The 13,224-nt window shown below is 56.4% G+C and carries 10 protein-coding genes; 5 read left to right on the top strand and 5 right to left on the bottom strand.

Features of this window, described 5'->3' with window-relative positions:
• The first annotated feature begins 321 nt into the window (after window positions 1-321).
• The gene (locus ACMGGU_RS15145) at window positions 322-2,562 is read left to right on the top strand and encodes an EAL domain-containing protein (RefSeq protein ID WP_420300696.1); all 2,241 of its coding nucleotides are present in this window, start codon (window positions 322-324) and stop codon (window positions 2,560-2,562) included.
• A 4-nt stretch (window positions 2,563-2,566) separates the two neighbouring features.
• Here ACMGGU_RS15145 and ppx read toward each other — a convergent pair whose 3' ends face one another.
• The 4 genes from ppx to purM form a co-directional block, all read right to left on the bottom strand.
• The gene (ppx, locus tag ACMGGU_RS15140; protein ID WP_008501646.1) at window positions 2,567-4,105 is read right to left on the bottom strand and encodes an exopolyphosphatase; all 1,539 of its coding nucleotides are present in this window, start codon (window positions 4,103-4,105) and stop codon (window positions 2,567-2,569) included.
• Window positions 4,106-4,108: 3 nt separating this feature from the next.
• Complete coding sequence (gene ppk1 / locus ACMGGU_RS15135; protein ID WP_048029611.1) at window positions 4,109-6,169, bottom strand: polyphosphate kinase 1; 2,061 nt, start codon at window positions 6,167-6,169, stop codon at window positions 4,109-4,111.
• A gap of 220 nt (window positions 6,170-6,389) precedes the next feature.
• Window positions 6,390-7,031: a phosphoribosylglycinamide formyltransferase gene (gene purN / locus ACMGGU_RS15130; protein ID WP_395299490.1), complete on the bottom strand. Its 642-nt coding sequence runs from the start codon at window positions 7,029-7,031 to the stop codon at window positions 6,390-6,392.
• A complete protein-coding gene (purM, locus tag ACMGGU_RS15125; RefSeq protein WP_025758936.1) occupies window positions 7,028-8,065 on the bottom strand; it encodes a phosphoribosylformylglycinamidine cyclo-ligase in 1,038 nt (345 codons plus the stop codon). The genes purN and purM overlap by 4 nt, the downstream gene beginning before the upstream one ends.
• Before the next feature lie 266 nt (window positions 8,066-8,331).
• Here purM and ACMGGU_RS15120 point away from each other — a divergent pair, with 266 nt between their 5' ends.
• The 4 genes from ACMGGU_RS15120 to ACMGGU_RS15105 all read left to right on the top strand — a co-directional run bounded on the left by ACMGGU_RS15120 (window position 8,332) and on the right by ACMGGU_RS15105 (window position 12,777).
• The gene (locus ACMGGU_RS15120; RefSeq protein WP_262808930.1) at window positions 8,332-9,762 is read left to right on the top strand and encodes a 6-phospho-beta-glucosidase; all 1,431 of its coding nucleotides are present in this window, start codon (window positions 8,332-8,334) and stop codon (window positions 9,760-9,762) included.
• 215 nt (window positions 9,763-9,977) lie between these two features.
• Window positions 9,978-10,604 carry a uracil phosphoribosyltransferase gene (gene upp / locus ACMGGU_RS15115; RefSeq protein ID WP_008501641.1) on the top strand — a complete coding sequence of 209 codons (627 nt, stop codon included), beginning with the start codon at window positions 9,978-9,980 and terminating at the stop codon, window positions 10,602-10,604.
• Between the two features lie 86 nt (window positions 10,605-10,690).
• A complete protein-coding gene (gene uraA / locus ACMGGU_RS15110; RefSeq protein WP_032675304.1) occupies window positions 10,691-11,980 on the top strand; it encodes a uracil permease in 1,290 nt (429 codons plus the stop codon).
• Between the two features lie 95 nt (window positions 11,981-12,075).
• Complete coding sequence (locus ACMGGU_RS15105; RefSeq protein WP_213014348.1) at window positions 12,076-12,777, top strand: DnaA inactivator Hda; 702 nt, start codon at window positions 12,076-12,078, stop codon at window positions 12,775-12,777.
• Between the two features lie 84 nt (window positions 12,778-12,861).
• Here the strand turns inward: ACMGGU_RS15105 and arsC are convergent, their stop codons facing one another.
• Window positions 12,862-13,218, bottom strand: a complete 357-nt coding sequence (arsC, locus tag ACMGGU_RS15100) for an arsenate reductase (glutaredoxin) (RefSeq protein WP_032675303.1) — start codon at window positions 13,216-13,218, stop codon at window positions 12,862-12,864.
• Window positions 13,219-13,224: the final 6 nt, after the last annotated feature.

The raw sequence follows: 13,224 nt of genomic DNA, 5'->3' as shown, positions 1-13,224 counted from the left end.
GATAAGGATATTAAGGCACAGCGGGAAGATGGGGTCAATTCTGTGATGTGTAAATAACCGTCAATGTTTACATTAATTAATGTTATTGAAATTAATCAATGCATTTACCATATTGATAATATGAAGAAAAAGATGTCGAAAAAACGCCACAAAATGTTATTTGCGTAAAGTAGTTTGATTTATGTCAACGGATTCCCGGCCCTGATATTTAAAATCCTTCCTCCACACTGTTCGCCCGAAATGCTGCCGGGCGGCGCGTACGTCAGGTTGGATGCCTGTCTTTATTTCCCTCTGGAGCGATAGGGGTTTAACCGGGCATCTATGACTATTCTCGCTTTCCTGAAAAACAATGCAAACCGCTGGTGGGCATTGCCGCTTATTTTACCTGTGGTTTTACTTCCCGCGCTGAGCGTTGCGAATACGTTTACGCAGTTGGGCGACGGCATTGTGGCACTCTATTATTTACCGCTCTCATTTTTGCTTTCGCTGATGATGTTCTTTGGCCTGGAAGCGCTGCCCGGGATCGTATTATCCCTGTTTATCCGCTATTACCCGTCGGTCGGGATGTTTGAAACGGTTGCCGGTGTGCTCCATTTTATCGTCCCTTTAGTGCTCAGCTGGGGCGGCTACCGGGTGTTTGCGCCCAGACGCAATATGACGGCGTACGGCGACATCCGCTTGATGGCGCAGCGCATCTTCTGGCAGGCCTTCTGCCCCGCGACGCTGTTTCTGGTGCTGTTTCAGTTTGCCGTGTATCTGGGCGTGTATGAGAGCCGCCAGAGCCTTGCGGGATTAAACCCTCTTAATATTCGTACGCTCATCAACTACCAGGCGCTGCTGGTCAGCGGGCTGACGGGCGTGCCGCTGAGCTATCTGCTGATCCGCCTGATTCGTCATCCGCGCTATATTAAAAGTCTTTTCTCGCAGATCCGTGCCCAGATAGACAAAAAGGTGACGGTCGCTGAGTTTGTGCTGTGGGCGATTGTGCTAGGCGGACTGCTTACGCTGCTGCTGCTCCCGATGAATGAAAACAGTTCCATATTCACCACAAACTATACCCTGTCGCTGCTGATGCCGGTGATGCTCTGGGGCGCGATGCGTTTTGGCTATAAGCTGATATCGCTGATCTGGACGCCGGTGCTGCTGGTGTCAATTCACTACTATTATCACTATATCCCGCTGAACCAGGGGTATGACATTCAGCTGGCGATCACCTCGTCCAGTTACCTGGTCTTCTCGTTTGTGGTGATTTATATGTCGATGCTGGCGACTCGCCAGCGCGCCGTGAATAAACGTTCCCGCAGGCTGGCGCTGCTCGACCCGGTCGTCCATATGCCTAACCTGCGGGCGCTGTCGCGCGATCTGGCGAAGAATCCGTGGTCGGCGCTCTGCCTGCTGCGCATTCCGGAGCTGGAAATTCTGGGCCGAAATTACGGCGTGCTGCTGCGTATTTTGTACAAACAGCAGCTGGCGCAGTGGGTAAACGGTACCCTCCAGCCCAACGAGCAGGTGTATCACCTCACCGGGTATGACATGGCGGTGCGGCTCAACGCGGAATCGCACCAGCAGCGAATTGAAACCCTGGACGAGCATATCAAGCAGTTCCGCTTTGTCTGGGACGGCATGCCGCTGCAGCCGCAGGTGGGCGTAAGCTACTGCTATGTCCGGTCCCCGGTTAACCATCTTTATCTGGTGCTGGGTGAGCTGGGGGTGGTGGCCGATATGTCACTCTCCTCAAACCATCCGGAAAATCTTCAGCAGCGTGGTGCCGTCCATTTGCAGCGCAGCCTGAAGGATAAAGTCGCGATGATGAGCCGCCTGCAAAAGGCGCTCGATAACGACGAATTCACCCTGCTGGTTCAACCCGTTCGCGGCCTGCGTGGCGATCGCTATCACGAAGTCCTGCTGCGGATGCCGGATACAAACGGGCTATTGATCTCTCCCGACCAGTTCCTGCCTGTCGCGCAGGAGTTTGGTTTGTCCTCCCGGGTGGACCTGTGGGTGCTTGAGCATACGCTGCGCTTCCTGGCCGCGCATCGCGAGAGCCTGCCCGGCCAGCGTTTTGCCATTAATTTGGCCCCCTCAACCGTATGCCGGGTGCCGTTCCCGCTTGAGGTGAGTCGCCTGCTGGCGAAATACGCCATTGAGCCGTGGCAGCTGATTTTTGAGGTGACGGAGTGCAGCACCTTCGGCAGCGGGGAGCAGGCGCTACACATCCTCCAGCAGTTGCAGAAAATGGGGGTACGCATTGCGATTGATGATTTCGGGACCGGCTATGCAAGCTATGCGCGGCTGAAAAGCGTGGATGCCGACATTCTCAAGATCGACGGCAGCTTTATCCGCAATATTGTCAACAACAGCCTGGATTATCAGATCGTGGCGTCTATCTGCCATCTGGCGCGCATGAAGAAGATGCTGGTGGTAGCAGAGTATGTCGAGACCGAGGAGATACGTAGCGCGGTTCACGCGCTAGGCATCGATTATGTGCAGGGCTATCTGATTGGCAGGCCAGCGCCGCTGGAATCACTGCTGGAAACGGAGGCGTCCTGCGCGGACGCCTGAACCGTTACGCGGCGACGTCAGCGCTCTCTTCTTCAATTTTGAGCAGCCAGCCGGTGACCGCTTCCCAATACTGTTGCTCTTTTTCCAGGTCCAGCAGGACCAGCGCATTCTGGCTGAACCAGTCGTGCGGGAAGCTCAGCGTCCAGTGATGGTCGTCGGTTTTAAGCTTCAGCGTGGGCGGCGTGGTGGTCGCCTGACGCTGGTTATTGAGCAGCACGCCAAGACGCAGCAGCTGAATGAGCGGCAGGAACTGCTTTTTCTTGAACAGCGTGAAGCGCGGCAGGTCGTCGAGCTTGATGGCTTTGCGGTGATACCGCACCAGGGTCGCCATCATGGTTTGCTGCTCCTGGTTGAAGCCCGGCAGATCGCTGTTTTGCAGAATATAGGCCGAATGGCGGTGCATGCCGCTATGGTTGATGTTCAGCCCCACCTCATGGAGCATCGCGGCCCATTTTAACAGCGCGGCAAGCTGCGGGTGCGCGAGCTTCGGATTCTGCTCTTCCCACTGCTCGTACATCTGCACCGTGGTGTCCAGCACGCGCTTCGCCTGCTCGCGGTCGATGTTGTACTGGTTAGCCAGGCTTTGCGCGGTGCGGCTGCGAATATCCTGATGGCGGAAACGGCCTTCCATTTCGTACAGCACGCCTTCGCGCAGCGCGCCGTCGGAAAGGCGCAACTCTTTAATGGCGAGAGCGTCAAACACGCCGCAGAGGATGGCCAGCCCCGGCACGAAGACCGCCTTACGCTCGTCGGAAAGACCCGGCAGGCTGAGGGCGTCAAAACTTTTATGCTTCAGCACTTCGTCGGTCAGCAGCGTCAGGCGTTCGGGCGTGATGAACCCGTCTTTTTCACCCATTGCCAGCAGCACCTCATGCGCCGCTTTGATGGTGCCTGACGCGCCCAGCGCCACGTTCCAGCCCTGAATACGGTACTGCCAGGCCAGGTTTTCCAGTTTCTGGACAGCTGCCATACGCGCACGCTGGAAGTTCTCGCGGGTGATGGTGCCGCCCGGGAAATACATCTGCGCGAAGCTGACGCAGCCCATACGGCGGCTTTCCACCAGGCGAGGCTCAAAGTCTTCGCCGATCACCAGCTCCGTAGAACCGCCGCCGATGTCGATCACCAGCTTGCGCCCTTTTTCCGGCTGGGTGTGTTCGACGCCCATGAAAATCAGACGCGCTTCCTCGTTACCGGAGATGATCTCAATCGGGTAGGGGATCACCTTTTCGGCCCGCTTGAGAAACTCTGGCGCGTTCAGCGCCTGGCGCAGGGTGTGGGTGCCCACGATGCAGACGCTGGAGGGCGAGAAGCCCTGCAGGCGTTCAGCAAACAGCGACAGGCAGTTTAACCCACGCTCCATTGCCTCTTCGCTGAGCATGCTGCGTTCATCAAGGCCATCCGCCAGGTGCACGCGCTGCTTCAGACGACCGATGATCTGCAGCGCGCCATCCACCTCACGGGCGATGACCATATGGAAACTGTTAGAGCCTAGATCGACCGCGGCGAATTCCTGCGGGCGTGGGGTCTTATCATTTATCGGCATAGGTTAATCGGGTTGCTCGAGTGATTTGATATAGTCGTAAATCGCCAGTTGCGACCGCACTTTGCGGCGGTTGCCGCGCGGTACATAGCGGTTACTGAGTTCTTTGTCGATATAGCGTGCTTTCACGGTATCGCTGAACAGAATCTCGATGATGTCGAGGATCTGCTGCTTCAGGCGCGGATCCAGCAGCGGTGCCGCGACTTCAATTCGGTAGTCAATATTGCGCGTCATCCAGTCTGCCGAAGAGAGATAGACCTGTTTATCACCCGCATTATCGAAAATATAGACCCGATCGTGTTCCAGGTAGCGGTCAACAATGCTGATCACGCGAATATTGTCGCTGATGCCTTCCAGTTCCGGGATCAGCGAGCACATGCCGCGGATCAGCAGGTTAACCGGCACGCCGGAGCTGGACGCGGCGTACAGCCTGTCTACCAGCCCTTTGTCCACCAGGTTGTTGAGCTTCAGCGTGATGCCGGACGATAGCCCTTTCTGGGCATTGGCGATCTCTTTATCGATCATATCGTACAGCAGACGGCGCGAGTTCTGCGGCGAGACCAGCAGATAGTCGAAGCTTACCGGACGGTACGGGTTCTCAATAAAGTTAAAGACCCGGCGCACCTCGTTGGTGATGCGGGCATCGGCGGTCAGCAGCGAGTAGTCGGTATAGATTCGTGCCGTTTTCTCGTTAAAGTTCCCGGTACCGATGTGGGCGTAGCGCACCACCTCGTCGCCCTCTTTACGGGAGATCAGGAACAGCTTAGCGTGAATTTTCAGCCCCGGCGCGGAGAAGATGACGTGTACACCGGCTTCCGTCAGACGACGCGCCCAGTGAATGTTCGCCTCTTCGTCGAAGCGCGCCTGCAGCTCCACCACCACGGTCACTTTTTTGGCGTTGTGCGCCGCGTGGATCATCGCATCGATGATGCGGGAATCTTTTGCCACGCGGTAGATGTTAATTTTGATCGCCAGCACGCTCGGGTCGAACGAGGCCTGACGCAGCAGTTCCAGCACGTGTTCAAAGGTGTGATACGGATAGTAGAGCAGGACATCGCGTTCGCGGATGGCGTCAAAACCGTTGCGGAATTTATCGAACCAGAGATGGCGCAGGCGCGGCAGCGGCTTGTTCACCAGATTGGCTTTGCCGACGTTCGGGAAACCAATAAAGTCTTTAAAGTTGTGGTAACGGCCACCCGGCACGATGGAGTCATAGCGCGAAATGGTCAGCTTCTCGCGCAGCATCTCCACCATGGCGTCCGGCATATCGCGCTGATAGACAAAGCGTACCGGCTCGGCCGTCAGGCGCTGTTTCAGGCTGGACGACATCAGCTCCATCAGGCTGGCTTCCATCTCGTGCACCAGGTCATATTCGGCGTCACGGGTCATCTTCATCGAGTAGGCGTTTAACGCATCGTAATCGAAGAAGCCTTTGAAGATGTCGTCCAGACAGTAGCGCAGGATGTTATCTAGCAGGATCATTGGCTTGCGTCTACGCGGGGTTTCCGGCGGCAGGTTCACGAAGCGCGGGACCTTGTCGGACGGGATCTCCAGCAGCGCGTAACGGATGGATTCACCGCGGATAATTTCTACGGCCAGATAGGTGTAGTCATCTTTCAGGAACTGCACCAGATCGGTTTCGCGGTTGATGAGAATCGGGGTAATGTGCTGGCGCAGGTACTGTTTAAAATAGTGGCGCAGCCAGTTTTGTTGGTTAACGGAAAGCTGACGTTCGTTAATCAGGAAGATTTGATTACGCGCCATCTCCAGCAGCAGTTCGTTATACAGGCCGTCAAATTCCTGATCGGCTTTCAACACGCGGGACTGGATTTTGCCCAGCAGGTGCCGCGAGTGCGAGTTTAGGCCCTGTTCTTCGCTGATGATGATGCGTCTCTTCAGCTCGGCAAAGCGAACCTTGTAGAACTCATCCAGGTTGTTGGAATAGATGCCCAAAAAACGCATGCGTTCGATCAGCGGGTTACTTTTGTCAGCCGCTTCCTGGAGTACACGTTCGTTAAATGCTAACCAGCTTAGCTCTTTCTCGATATATAACTTTTCCTGACCCATTACAGCTCACACTCCAGTTCAATCACAGGACGTGGTAAATCCGTCTCGTCCTTATTATGGCGAGCATTTCCACGATATGTCCAACAGTGCCAGAAAAGTATGACAGTTATTTTTTTTGTTGGGGAATTTAGAGGGTTGGGGGAGGGGGGCGCTGCGCTTATCACGACCTACGGGACCGTAGGCCCGTACAAGCGAAGCGCCGCCGGGCAATTCAAAGAGACTACTCTTCGGCAGCATGACCCTGCGGGGGTAACTTCACGCCATCCAGCCAGGCTGCGCCGTCGCGCATTTCGAGACGCCCGTCAACAAACCAGCTTACCACCAGTGGGTAAATGGCATGCTCCTGGGTCTGCACGCGTTCGGTCACGTCTTCTTCGCTGTCGCCATCAAAGACCGGGACTTTGGCCTGCAGGATCACCGGACCGCCGTCCAGCTCGTCGGTCACGAAATGCACGGAGGTGCCGTGCTCCTCATCGCCGTTTTCCAGAACCTGACGATGGGTATGCAGGCCGGGATATTTCGGCAGAAGAGAAGGGTGAATATTCAGCAAACGTCCGGCGTAGTGCGCGACAAAGGCCGGGCTCAGAATGCGCATATAGCCCGCCAGCACCACGACGTCCGGCGCGTAGGCATCAATCTCATGAACCAGCTCGCGGTCAAAGGCTTCACGCCCGGCGAACTGGCTGGCTTCCAGCGCGTGCGCGGGTATGTTTGCTTCCCGCGCGCGCTCAAGGCCGAACGCGTCGGCCTTGTTGCTGAATACTGCCCGAATGGTGCCGTTGATTTTGTTCTGCTTGCAGGCGTCTATGATGGCCTGCAAATTACTTCCGTTGCCGGAAATGAGCACCACGATGTTTTTCATTCAATGACCACACGCTGTTCGGAATCGGAGGCTTTAATCGTACCGATTTTCCACGCGTTTTCACCTTTCTCGGTCAGCAGCTTGACCGCTTTATCCGCTTCGCTTGCCGGCAGTGCGATAACCATGCCCACGCCGCAGTTAAAGGTGCGGTACATTTCGTGAGAGCTCACGTTGCCTGCGGTCTGCAGCCAGTTAAAGACCGCTGGCCACTGCCATGAGGACTCGTCGATCACCGCCTGGGTGTTGTCCGGCAGCACGCGCGGGATGTTTTCCCAGAAGCCACCACCGGTCAGGTGGGCAATAGCGTGCACGTCAACGTTCTCGATCAGTTCCAGCACGTTCTTCACGTAGATGCGGGTTGGGGCCAGCAGATGGTCAGCCAGCGGTTTCCCTTCAAGCTCGGTCGTCTGTGGGTCGCAACCGCTCACCTCAAGGATTTTACGCACCAGGGAGTAGCCGTTGGAGTGCGGGCCGCTGGAGGCCAGCGCGATCAGCACATCGCCATCCGCCACTTTGCTGCCGTCAATAATTTCTGATTTTTCTACTACGCCGACGCAGAAGCCTGCGACGTCATAATCTTCGCCGTGATACATGCCCGGCATTTCCGCGGTTTCACCGCCGACCAGCGCACAGCCAGACTGCAGACACCCTTCGGCGATACCGTTGATCACGCTTGCCGCGGTATCCACGTCCAGTTTGCCGGTCGCGTAGTAATCGAGGAAGAACAGCGGCTCTGCGCCCTGAACCACCAGGTCATTCACGCACATCGCGACCAGATCGATACCGATCGTGTCGTGACGTTTTAAATCCATCGCCAGGCGCAGTTTGGTGCCTACACCGTCAGTTCCCGAGACCAGAACAGGTTCACGATATTTTTGCGGCAGCGCGCACAGTGCGCCGAATCCACCCAGACCACCCATCACTTCCGGGCGGCGGGTTTTTTTCACCACACCTTTGATTCGGTCAACCAGCGCATTACCTGCGTCAATATCAACACCGGCATCTTTGTAGCTGAGAGAAGTTTTGTTGGTCACGGCTTAAATCCCCACGCGATTGCATAGCTAGTAAGAAAAATCGGCGCAATTCTAACAGTCCAGGCAAACGTTTGCGAGCCTATTCTCGGCGAGAGGATCTTTTTTTACGCGCAGCCTGCCAGTGCGCCCAAACTTGCGTCTGTTCACGAAAATGAAACCGGTTTCGGTATTCTCCTTGCAACCCGAAACGGCTTTGCACATCATTCAACTGAAACCGGTTTCTGTAATTGTTTTTGCAGAAAATAACGCAGAATGAGGGAAAGCGAATGTCAGGATTTAAAGCAGATTTTCTGTGGGGCGGTGCGGTTGCGGCGCACCAGCTGGAAGGCGGCTGGCAAGAAGGGGGTAAAGGCGTAAGCGTAGCCGACGTCATGACTGCAGGCGCGCACGGCGTGCCGCGTGAAATCACCAACGGCGTGCTGCCGGGGAAAAATTACCCTAACCATGACGCCATCGATTTCTACCACCGCTATAAAGAAGACATCAAACTCTTTGCCGAGATGGGGTTCAAATGCTTCCGCACCTCTATCGCCTGGACGCGCATTTTCCCGAAAGGGGACGAGCGTGAGCCGAACGAGGCTGGCCTGAAATTCTATGACGACCTGTTCGACGAGTGCCTGAAGTACGGCATCGAACCGGTTATTACCCTCTCTCACTTCGAGATGCCTTTCCACCTGGTCACCGAATACGGCGGCTGGCGCAACCGTAAGCTGATCGACTTCTTCGTTCGTTTTGCAAAAGTGGTTTTCCAGCGCTATCAGCATAAAGTGAAGTACTGGATGACCTTTAACGAGATCAACAACCAGGCCAACTTCCATGAAGACTTTGCGCCGTTCACCAACTCCGGGCTGAAGTACGCGCCGGGCGAAGACCGTGAGCCGGTGATGTTCCAGGCCGCGCACTATGAGCTGGTGGCCAGCGCGCTGGCGGTGAAGGCGGGGCGCGAGATTAACCCGTCCCTGCAGATCGGCTGCATGATTGCCATGTGCCCAATCTACCCGCTGACCTGCGCGCCGGACGACATGATGATGGCGATGAACGCCATGCACCGCCGCTACTGGTTCACCGACGTGCACGTGCGCGGCAAGTACCCGCAGCATCTGCTCAACTACTTTGCGCGTCGCGGCTTCACGCTCGATATCACCGAAGAAGATAAAGCCGCGCTGACGCAGGGCTGCGTGGATTACATCGGGTTTAGCTATTATATGTCCTTCGCCACCAAGGCGACGGCGGACAACCCGCAGTTGGACTATGACGAAAGCAAGAGCCTGGTCTCCAACCCGTACGTGCAGAAATCCGACTGGGGCTGGCAGATTGACCCGGTGGGGCTGCGCTACTCCCTCAACTGGTTCTGGGATCACTACCAGCTGCCGCTGTTTATCGTTGAAAACGGTTTTGGCGCAATCGACGTGCAGGAGAGCGACGGCACGGTGAACGACCAGTACCGCATTGACTACCTGGCCGCCCACATCCGCGAGATGAAAAAAGCGGTGGTGGAGGATGGCGTAGACCTGATGGGCTATACCCCGTGGGGCTGTATCGACCTGGTGTCTGCCGGTACCGGTGAAATGAAAAAACGCTACGGCTTTATCTTTGTCGATAAAGACAATGAAGGAAACGGCACGCTGAACCGCAGCAAGAAGAAGTCGTTCGACTGGTATAAGCAGGTGATCGCGAGCAACGGGGAGCAGCTATAATTGCCCGGTGGCGCTGCGCTTACCGGGCCTACGGGATGTGTAGGCCGGGTAAGCGTTAGCGCCACCCGGCAGAACCCCGCACCCAAGCCGGAGCCCAGCCTCTGGCTTTTTTGTTTTTGATTGATGTACATCAAGCAACATGGGTATGGCCTAATCCGAAAAAAGCGGTATAATCCCGCGATTTTTTTGCGGATGCCATTCAGAGGAGAAAGAGAATGAAGATTGTGGAAGTGAAACACCCACTCGTTAAACACAAGTTGGGCCTGATGCGTGAGCATGACATCAGCACGAAGCGTTTTCGCGAACTGGCCTCTGAAGTCGGCAGCCTGCTGACCTACGAAGCGACCTCTGATCTGGAAACGGAAAAAGTCACCATCGAAGGCTGGAACGGTCCGGTACAGGTTGAGCAGATCAAAGGTAAGAAAATTACCGTCGTGCCTATCCTGCGTGCCGGTCTCGGCATGATGGAAGGCGTGCTGGAGCACGTGCCAAGCGCGCGCATCAGCGTGGTGGGGATCTACCGTAACGAAGAAACCCTCGAGCCGGTTCCTTATTTCCAGAAGCTGGTGTCCAACATCGACGAGCGTATGGCGCTGGTGGTTGACCCGATGCTGGCAACCGGCGGTTCAATGATTGCCACTATCGACCTGCTGAAAAAAGCGGGCTGCAGCAGCATTAAAGTGCTGGTGCTGGTTGCGGCACCGGAAGGGATCGCGGCGCTGGAAAAAGCGCACCCGGACGTTGAGCTGTATACCGCCTCTATCGACCAGGGTCTGAACGAGCACGGGTACATCATCCCGGGGCTCGGCGATGCCGGCGATAAGATCTTTGGTACGAAATAATCGAATAACGATAAATAAGCCGACTTTGATAGTCGGCTTTTTTTTGAATAAAACACCAACAACGATACTACTCAGAGGAAAACACTATGACGCGCCGTGCTATCGGGGTGAGTGAAAGACCGCCGCTTTTACAGACTATCCCGCTTAGTTTGCAGCACCTGTTCGCCATGTTTGGCGCAACCGTGCTGGTGCCAATCCTGTTCCACATTAACCCGGCTACCGTGCTGCTGTTCAACGGCATCGGTACGCTGCTGTACCTCTTCATCTGTAAAGGCAAAATCCCGGCGTATCTCGGGTCGAGCTTTGCCTTTATCTCTCCGGTGTTATTGTTGCTGCCGCTGGGTTATGAGGTCGCGCTGGGCGGCTTTATCATGTGTGGCGTGCTGTTCTGCCTGGTCTCCTTCATCGTGAAGAAAGCCGGGACCGGCTGGCTGGACGTGATGTTCCCACCTGCGGCGATGGGTGCCATCGTGGCCGTCATCGGTCTCGAACTGGCGGGCGTGGCGGCGAATATGGCCGGTCTGCTGCCTGCTGACGGCCAGTCACCGGATTCCAAAACCATTATCATCTCGCTGGTGACCCTGGGCGTAACGGTGTTTGGCTCCGTGCTGTTCCGCGGCTTTATGGCGATTATCCCGATCCTGATCGGCGTGCTGGCGGGCTATGCGCTCTCCTTCGTGATGGGCGTGGTGGATACCACCCCGATTGCCGAGGCGCACTGGTTCGCGCTGCCAACCTTCTACACGCCGCGCTTCGAATGGTTTGCGATCTTCACCATTCTGCCTGCGGCGCTGGTGGTGATTGCGGAGCACGTCGGCCACCTGGTGGTAACGGCGAACATCGTTAAGCGCGATTTAATCCGCGATCCGGGCCTGCACCGCTCCATGTTTGCGAACGGTTTCTCCACCATCATCTCCGGTTTCTTTGGGTCTACCCCAAACACCACCTACGGTGAAAACATCGGCGTGATGGCGATTACCCGCGTTTACAGCACCTGGGTTATCGGCGGCGCGGCGATCATCGCCATTCTGCTCTCCTGCGTCGGCAAGCTGGCGGCAGCGATTCAGATCATCCCGGTTCCGGTGATGGGCGGCGTGTCTCTGCTGCTGTACGGAGTAATTGGTGCCTCCGGTATTCGCGTGCTGATTGAATCTAAAGTGGATTACAGCAAAGCGCAGAACCTGATCCTGACATCGGTGATCCTGATTATCGGCGTGAGCGGGGCGAAGGTGCACATCGGCGCGGCCGAGCTGAAAGGCATGGCGCTGGCAACCATCGTCGGCGTGGGCCTGAGCCTGATTTTCAAGCTGATCTCCGTGATCCGTCCGGAAGAGGTGGTGCTGGACGCTGACGAAAACGAAAAAGCGTCACACTGATCCTATAACCGGGCGGACGATCCGCCCGGTTCTCTCCTTGCAGGTTCCGTGTTAAACTCCATGCCGATTTTATGTCAGATCTGGTTGAGGTACTTCTGAACGGACCGGCACAGCTCTCTCTGCCACTCTATCTCCCTGACGACGAAACGTTTGCGAGTTTCTGGCCGGGTGATAACCCCTCTTTACTGGCTGCACTGCAAAACGTGCTGCGTCAGGAACACAGCGGATACATCTATATCTGGTCACGCGAAGGCGCGGGGCGCAGCCATCTGCTGCATGCCGCCTGCGCGGAGCTCTCTGCGCGCGGTGATGCGGTAGGCTATGTGCCGCTGGATAAACGAACCTGGTTTGTCCCTGACGTGCTGGAGGGGATGGAACATCTCTCCCTGGTCTGCATCGATAACATCGAATGCGTGGCGGGGGATGAGCCGTGGGAAATGGCGATCTTTAACCTCTACAACCGCATTCTGGAATCGGGCAAAACCCGGCTGCTGATCACCGGCGATCGTCCGCCTCGCCAGCTGAATCTGGGACTGCCGGATCTGGCGTCTCGGCTGGACTGGGGCCAAATCTATAAGCTTCAGCCGCTGTCGGATGAAGATAAGCTTCAGGCGCTACAGCTGCGCGCAAAGCAGCGCGGCTTTGAGCTGCCGGAAGACGTGGGCCGTTTCCTGCTGAAGCGGCTGGATCGCGAAATGCGTACGCTGTTTGACACGCTGGATCAGCTCGATCGCGCCTCCATTACCGCCCAGCGCAAGCTGACCATTCCGTTTGTGAAAGATATTCTGAAGCTATAGTTGTGCCGGGTGGCGGCTGCGCCTTACCCGGCCTACATATGGCATCCGTAGGCCCGGTAAGCGCAGCGCCACCGGGCGAAACCATCAGAGGATCTCGAGCACGTCTTCCGGCGGGCGTCCAATGCGCGCCTGGCCGTTCGCCACGACAATCGGGCGCTCAATCAGCTTTGGATTTTCAACCATCGCCTGTATCAGCTGAGCCTCGGAGAGACGGCTGTCATCCAGGTTAAGCGACGTATACAGATCTTCTTTCTTGCGCATCAGATCTCGCGCACTGCCCATGCCCAGCATATGCAGCAGCTGGCGGAGGGTCTGCGCGTCCGGTGGGGTGTCGAGGTACAGCACCACCTCCGGCTCCACGCCGTTAGACTTCAGCAGGCTCAGGGTATCGCGGCTCTTGGAGCAGCGCGGGTTGTGGTAAATTTTTACGGCGTCTGTCATGACGTG

It is taken from the genome of Enterobacter sp. BNK-8, from assembly GCF_048685095.1.
GTDB classification, from domain to species: domain Bacteria; phylum Pseudomonadota; class Gammaproteobacteria; order Enterobacterales; family Enterobacteriaceae; genus Enterobacter; species Enterobacter quasiroggenkampii.
This window is presented reverse-complemented; position numbering and strand designations above follow the sequence as displayed.

Bases quoted from the DNA above. Each gene is read 5' to 3' on its own strand.
- ACMGGU_RS15145 (WP_420300696.1), top strand. From the start codon at position 322: ATGACTATTCTCGCTTTCCTGAAAAACAATGCAAACCGCTGGTGGGCA.
- ppx (WP_008501646.1), bottom strand. From the start codon at position 4,105: ATGCCGATAAATGATAAGACCCCACGCCCGCAGGAATTCGCCGCGGTC.
- ppk1 (WP_048029611.1), bottom strand. From the start codon at position 6,169: ATGGGTCAGGAAAAGTTATATATCGAGAAAGAGCTAAGCTGGTTAGCA.
- purN (WP_395299490.1), bottom strand. From the start codon at position 7,031: ATGAAAAACATCGTGGTGCTCATTTCCGGCAACGGAAGTAATTTGCAG.
- ACMGGU_RS15120 (WP_262808930.1), top strand. From the start codon at position 8,332: ATGTCAGGATTTAAAGCAGATTTTCTGTGGGGCGGTGCGGTTGCGGCG.
- upp (WP_008501641.1), top strand. From the start codon at position 9,978: ATGAAGATTGTGGAAGTGAAACACCCACTCGTTAAACACAAGTTGGGC.
- uraA (WP_032675304.1), top strand. From the start codon at position 10,691: ATGACGCGCCGTGCTATCGGGGTGAGTGAAAGACCGCCGCTTTTACAG.
- arsC (WP_032675303.1), bottom strand. From the start codon at position 13,218: ATGACAGACGCCGTAAAAATTTACCACAACCCGCGCTGCTCCAAGAGC.